The sequence below is a fragment of the Aeromonas sp. V90_14 genome, from assembly GCF_029967615.1.
Taxonomy (GTDB): Bacteria; Pseudomonadota; Gammaproteobacteria; order Enterobacterales; family Aeromonadaceae; genus Aeromonas; species Aeromonas hydrophila.
This window is the reverse complement of the sequence record NZ_JASCAS010000019.1, coordinates 1-6,035: the sequence shown is the minus strand read 5'-3', so window position 1 is coordinate 6,035 and position 6,035 is coordinate 1. Positions and strand designations below refer to the sequence as shown.

The 6,035-nt window shown below is 63.0% G+C and carries 4 protein-coding genes; 3 read left to right on the top strand and 1 reads right to left on the bottom strand.

What is annotated here, in order from left to right; translation table 11 throughout:
• The first annotated feature begins 196 nt into the window (after nucleotides 1-196).
• Nucleotides 197-712, top strand: a complete 516-nt coding sequence (locus tag QLG02_RS10280; RefSeq protein WP_282465116.1) for a VC2046/SO_2500 family protein — start codon at nucleotides 197-199, stop codon at nucleotides 710-712.
• Between the two features lie 81 nt (nucleotides 713-793).
• Here QLG02_RS10280 and raiA read toward each other — a convergent pair whose 3' ends face one another.
• Entirely contained in the window at nucleotides 794-1,132 is a 339-nt protein-coding gene (gene raiA / locus QLG02_RS10275; RefSeq protein WP_016350234.1) for a ribosome-associated translation inhibitor RaiA, read from the bottom strand.
• Between the two features lie 371 nt (nucleotides 1,133-1,503).
• Here raiA and QLG02_RS10270 point away from each other — a divergent pair, with 371 nt between their 5' ends.
• Complete coding sequence (locus QLG02_RS10270; RefSeq protein ID WP_282465115.1) at nucleotides 1,504-4,020, top strand: EAL domain-containing protein; 2,517 nt, start codon at nucleotides 1,504-1,506, stop codon at nucleotides 4,018-4,020.
• A gap of 84 nt (nucleotides 4,021-4,104) precedes the next feature.
• Nucleotides 4,105-6,021, top strand: a complete 1,917-nt coding sequence (locus tag QLG02_RS10265) for a transglycosylase SLT domain-containing protein (protein ID WP_282465114.1) — start codon at nucleotides 4,105-4,107, stop codon at nucleotides 6,019-6,021.
• The last annotated feature ends 14 nt before the right edge of the window (nucleotides 6,022-6,035 follow it).

Below are 6,035 nucleotides of genomic sequence, written 5' to 3'. Positions count from 1 at the left end.
GGATTCGAACCTTCGAAGGCAGAGCCGTCAGATTTACAGTCTGATCCCTTTGGCCACTCGGGAACCCCTCCACAAGTGCGAGGCGCATACTAACAGATCTGCCGGGGTTGTGAACCCCTTGACGGGATTTTTCCTGCTTAAAGGATCGGATTTGCGGCCGATAAAGGATGAAACCACCGTTTCCAAGAGTTATCTCATGCTACCCAGCGCCATTCGTGAGCAGTGGCTGGTGGACGAGGCCCAGCTGGGGCAACGTCTCAACCAGGATCTCCAGCACGGAGACAGGGCTGACTTTCGCCTGCATCTGGCCCTGCTGACCGATGCGGTGGAAGAGCAGCCCTGGTTCGACCCGAGGCAGCCAGCAAAGGCTGAGAGCCGGGTCTGGCGCAGCCGCTTTGAGCTGCCGCCAGCCACGCCCCTGCAGGGCAGTGCAAACGACGAAGAGGCCGCTCTGCTCAACGAGCGGCTGCAACAGGGGGGCTCCATGGTGGATGTGCGGCTCTGGCTGGCGCTGCGCTCACCGCCGTTGCTCGGCACTCCGCCGGCGCTGGAGCCCGCCGTCTATGACAACCTGTCGCCGCTGGGACGGGAGCGCTGGCAGGGCAAGCTGGCGGATCAGCCCAGACGCAACGATCCCCTGCTGATGCTGCCGATCCTCGATACGCTCAAGGCGGGGGTGGATGCCAGGCTGCACTGGCTCAGTGGTTGTTGAAGGCGGCAAGCGCCGGCATTCGGGCAGCAAAAAGGCGGGGAGATCCCGCCTTTGTCGTTGCTGGCTGTGCCGTGGCGCCGTTTATGCGTCGGCTTCATCCTCTTGCGGCACTTCCTTGCCAGCCGCTGCGGCGCGACGGGCGATGGGTTTTTCGGTGTGGCGGTTGATCTGGCGCTCCAGCTTTTGCCCCAGTTCGGTGATGGCGGCGTACAAGTCCTCATGTTCTGCCTGGGCAAACAGCTTGCCGTTGGGGATGCCAGCAGTGGCTTCAACGATGAACATCAGACGCTCTTTGGAGACAATCACATGGGGTGTGATAAGAGGCACCTGAAGACGCTCGAGCTTGTCAAAACGGGATTCAATGCGCTCGCGGATAGCCGGGGTGATGTCGATGATTTTGCTGGTAATTTCGATTTTCATATTGGCCCCCTTCGGGTCGTCTTGCTTGTGTCTTCACCTTCAGATTACTCATGGCTGAACATTAAAATGTGATCTGTGTCACGAACTGTAGCCTTGCTTCCGAGGGGAGGAATAAATTGTGATCTTTTCCCGTTCTGCACCAAAAAGCGCTTGAGCTCCACGAAACTGGCAGGCAGTATGGAGAAACTTGGATCGTTTCTGTCCCTTCGTGGCAGCGCCGCATGTCGACCTCATGTCCGGTTTTCACCGCTTAGTCTCGCATCTTTTGCACTTTCTCCCCGCACCGCCCTTGCCGACGTGCGCGCTGTGAATGTGGGCGCTGCCAAGTCGTCAGGGACTTGAACGTGGTTGTTGTGGTGTTGGAGTAGTACATGAAACAGCAGGCCACTCAGATGATGTGGTTTTATGATCGGCAACACGCCCAGTGGAGTCTGTCCGATCATGCCTCCTACCAGCTCTGGCAAGGAGAGGGGCCTCACCCCTGGTTCGGGCAATTGGCGGCAGATGACGAGGCCGGCTTTGCCGACTTTCTCGCCAGACTTTACCACTCACAGCAACCGGCCCAGTTCATCGGTCACCTCTGCGAGGAGGGGGGCGAGGTGCGCCATGTGCTCTGGAGCGGCCAGTACGTGCCAGCCCAGCAGATGTGCTGCGGCTGGATTGCGCCGCTCGACACCACCCGCAGCACCCAGCTGCCTGCCGACCTCTCCCAGCAACTGCCGCTGCTGCAAGACCCCTTGTTGACCCAGCTGGCGCAGGCACTCTCTGCCCGGACCGGGCTCGATTTCTTCAATACCCTGGTCAACCAGCTCGCCCACATCCTGGTGGCGGACGCGGTCTGGCTGGCGGAGCGCACCGGCAGCGGACGGCTCAAGGTACTGGCCTGCCACGGGATCGATCTCAAGGAGTATGAACTCGACGGCATGCCCTGCCAGCAGGTCTATCTGGCGGGGGAGGCCTGCGTCATTCCGCTGGCGAACGAGCTGCCCTCCTGTGCCGGTTTCAAGGCTGGGCAGGGCTACTACGGCCTGCCGCTGTATGATCGCAACGGCCAGATCCTGGGCCACCTGGCGCTGCTTTTCTCCGATCAGAGTGCGATCCCCAATCTGGGCTCGGTGCTGACCACCTTCTCCATGCGCATGGTGGCGGAGCTGGAACGGCTGCAGAGCGATGCCCAGTTGCGCCTGTCGGCAGTGGCGTTTGAAACCCATGAAGGGATCATCATCACCGACCCCGATTTCAAGATTTTGCGGGTCAACCACGCCTTCAGCCAGATCACCGGCTTTGACAGCCAGCGGGTGATCGGCCTGCATCTGGGCAACGATCTCTGGTGCGGGCTGGGGGGGCTTGGCTACGAGCTCGGCACCCTGAGCCGCTGGCAGGGGGAGACCCAACGGCTGCACGCGGATGGCTACCCCTATCCACAGTGGGAGATCGTCACCCCGGTGCAGGATGACAGGGGGGAGATCAGCCACTTCGTCATCTGCTTCGAGGATATCTCCGAGCGCAAGGAGGCCGAGCGCCGCATCCAGGATCTCGCCTATTACGACGAGCTGACCGGCCTGCCCAACCGCCGCCAGCTGCACGAAACCCTGGCCCACGCCTTTGGCGAGGCGAGTCGCGATTATCTGATCGGCGCCCTGCTGTTCATCGATCTGGATCACTTCAAGACCATCAACGACTCCCTCGGCCACGCCACCGGCGACTGGCTGCTCAAGGAGGTCGCCAGTCGGCTCAAGCGGCTGGTACGCCAGGGGGATTGTCTGGCGCGGCTCGGCGGCGACGAGTTCGTGTTGCTGCTGCCCTCGCTCTCGGCGAGCCCGCCCCAGGCGGAGATGCAGGCCGACCTCATCGCCGAGCGGCTCATCAGCGAGATTGCGGCCCCCTACAACCACGCGGGCCAGGTGCTGCACATCGGCGCCAGCGTCGGCATCACCCTCTTCCCCGGCCGGGAGCAGGGGGTGGACGATCTGCTCAAGCAGGCGGACACCGCCATGTATCAGGCCAAGTCGGCCGGTCGCAAGACCCGGCGCTTCTTCGATGCCTCCATGCAGTTGCAGGCGGATCGCCGGCTGCTCATCCACAACGAGCTGCGCAGCGCCCTTAACCATCAGGAGCTGACCCTCTACTACCAGCCCCAGCACATGGTGGAGGGGGGCGATATCATCGGCGTCGAGGCGCTGATCCGCTGGCAGCCGCCAGGGCGGGCCCTGGTGTCGCCCGCCGAGTTCATCCCCATCGCCGAGGAGACGGACCTTATCGTCGACATCGGCAACTGGGTGTTGTACGAGGCCTGCGCCCAGTACGTGCGCTGGGAGGAGAACGGCATTCACATCCCGCAGCTGTCGGTCAACGTCAGTGCCAAGCAGTTTCACGCCACCGACTTCGTCGACCGGATCCACGATGTGCTGGCCTCCACCGGCATGGATCCCGCCAGCCTGAATCTGGAGATCACCGAATCCGTGGTGCTGGGGCACGCGGAAGACACCATCAGCAAGATGAGCGAGCTCAAGGCGCTTGGCATCAGCTTTGCCATCGATGACTTCGGCGCCGGTTACTCCTCCCTGAGCTACCTCAAGCGGCTGCCGGCGGACGAGCTCAAGATCGACCGCTCCTTCATCCAGGACATCCCGCGCGATGGCGACAACATGGCCATCGTCGAGGCGGTGATCGCCATGGCGCGCCACATGGGCTTCAACGTGACGGCGGAAGGGGTGGAGTCGCGTCAGCAGCTGGAGTTTCTGCAGGCCCAGGGTTGCCACTTCTACCAGGGCTACCTGGCTTCCAAGCCGCTGCCGGTGCCCTATCTGGAGCGCTACGTGCAGCGCCTTGCCCGCAGCGAAAGCCCGCTGGCCGGGGGTAAAAATAGTCTCGTCGGCGAGCTGTAGCCCCTCGGGTTAACGGGTAGAATGAGGGAATATGACACCACCGCCAACGGGCGGTGGCATTGCCTCTCAATGGAGACGTCTCTCGTGAAAGCCGTGCAGGGAATCATTTTATCGGCGCTGTGCGTGCCGGGGCTGCTGACGCAGGTTGCGGCGCAGACCCTGGAACAATCTCTCTATCGCCAGGCTTATGACGCGGTGCGGGCCGACGATCAGGCCCGTTTTCAGCAAATTCGCGCCCGTTTGACCCATTATCCGCTGCTGCCCTATCTCGATTACTACCAGCTGGCCTTTCGGCCGGGGGCGGCAGAGTATGACGACGTGACCCGCTTCATCCGCGAGCACGGCGACACCCCCCAATCCAACCGGCTGGAGCGCAGCTACCTCACCTATCTGGCCCAGAGCCAGCAGTGGTCCCAGTTCCTGCGCTTCTATCCGGCCAAGCCCAACTCCACCGATCTGCTCTGCATGCACTATCAGGCGCGCTACTACACCGGCCAGCAGAGCCAGGCACTGCAGGAGGCGGGCAAGCTCTGGCTGAGTGGCCAGTCCCGCCCAGATGCCTGCGATCCCCTGTTCCAGCTCTGGCAACAGGCCGGTTTGCGCACCCAGGAGAAGATCTGGACCCGCATGACCTTGGCCTTCGAGGCTGAGAACCCGAACCTCATTCGCCACCTCGGCGCTCAGCTCGGCAGCGGCATGAAGGCGTACGGGGATCAGATGATTACCCTGTTCGAGCAGCCCGCCAAGGCGATGAACACGGCCTATTTCACTACCGCCGCGCCCTCCAAAAAGTTGCTGTTGCTGGGGCTGGCCCGCTATGCCAACCAGCAGCCGGAAGCGGTGTTGGGGCAGCTCGGCTATCTGCGTTCGCGTTTCGCGCTGAGCGCAGCCGAGCTCAAGCCGGTGGAACGGGCTGTGGCCAGACGGCTGCTGCTGGATCGCTCAACCGCCCAGCGCAGCTGGCTGGATGCTACCGTGGTGCGCCAGGCCGACCCGGATCTGCTGGAGCTGCGGGCCCGGCTCGCCATCTGGGAGCAGGACTGGAAAGGGCTCTCCGGCTGGGTCAAGCGGATGCCCATGGCCCTGCAGAAGGAGGATCGCTGGCGCTACTGGCTGGCTCGCTCGCTGGAGGTGCAGGGTCAGCAGAAACCGGCGCGGGATCTCTATCTGGAGACCGCCAATCTGCGTGGCTTCTACGGCTTCATGGCGGCGCAGCGCAGCGGCGTGCCCTATCGGATGAAGAATCAGAGCGTGGCGAAGAAGGTGCCGGACTGGCGCACCGCCAGCCGCCGCTGGCCCTTCCTGCTGCGGGTGCGTGAGTTGCTCGACATGAACGAGATCACGGCGGCGCGGGCGGAGTGGATCCACAACATGGATCGCAATCCGGTGGCCCAGCGCCTCGAGTTCGGCCACATCGCCCTCAACCAGGGCTGGCATGAACTGGCCATTCTGGCCAGCATCCGGGCCGAGGCCTGGGATGCCCTCGATTTGCGCTTCCCGCTGCCGCTCAAGCACACCTTCTCCCAGATGGCGCAGGAGCGGACCATGAACACCAGCCTGCTCTACGCCATCTCCCGTCAGGAGAGTGCGCTCTACCCGCTGGCACAGTCGCCGGTCGGGGCGAGGGGACTGATGCAGCTGATGCCGACCACCGCCAAGGAGACGGCCAGCAAGCTGGGGGTACCCTATCGCAACGAGCAGCAGCTGTTTGATCCCGCCATGAACATCCGCCTTGGCAGCGCCTATCTCAAGCGGCTGCTGGATGTGTACGACGGCAACCGGATCCTGGCGGCGGCGGCCTACAACGCCGGTCCCGGCCGGGTCAAACGCTGGCGCGATCAGAGTGCGGACAAGCCGATGGATGTCTGGGTCGAGAGCATCCCCTACAAGGAGACGCGCAACTATGTGCAGAACGTGCTGTCGTTCGATCTCATCTATCAGCACAAGCTGCAGCAGCCGTTGCGCTTCATGTCCGAGCGCGAGCTGAGTCACGCTTATTGAGACGGGGGGCCCCC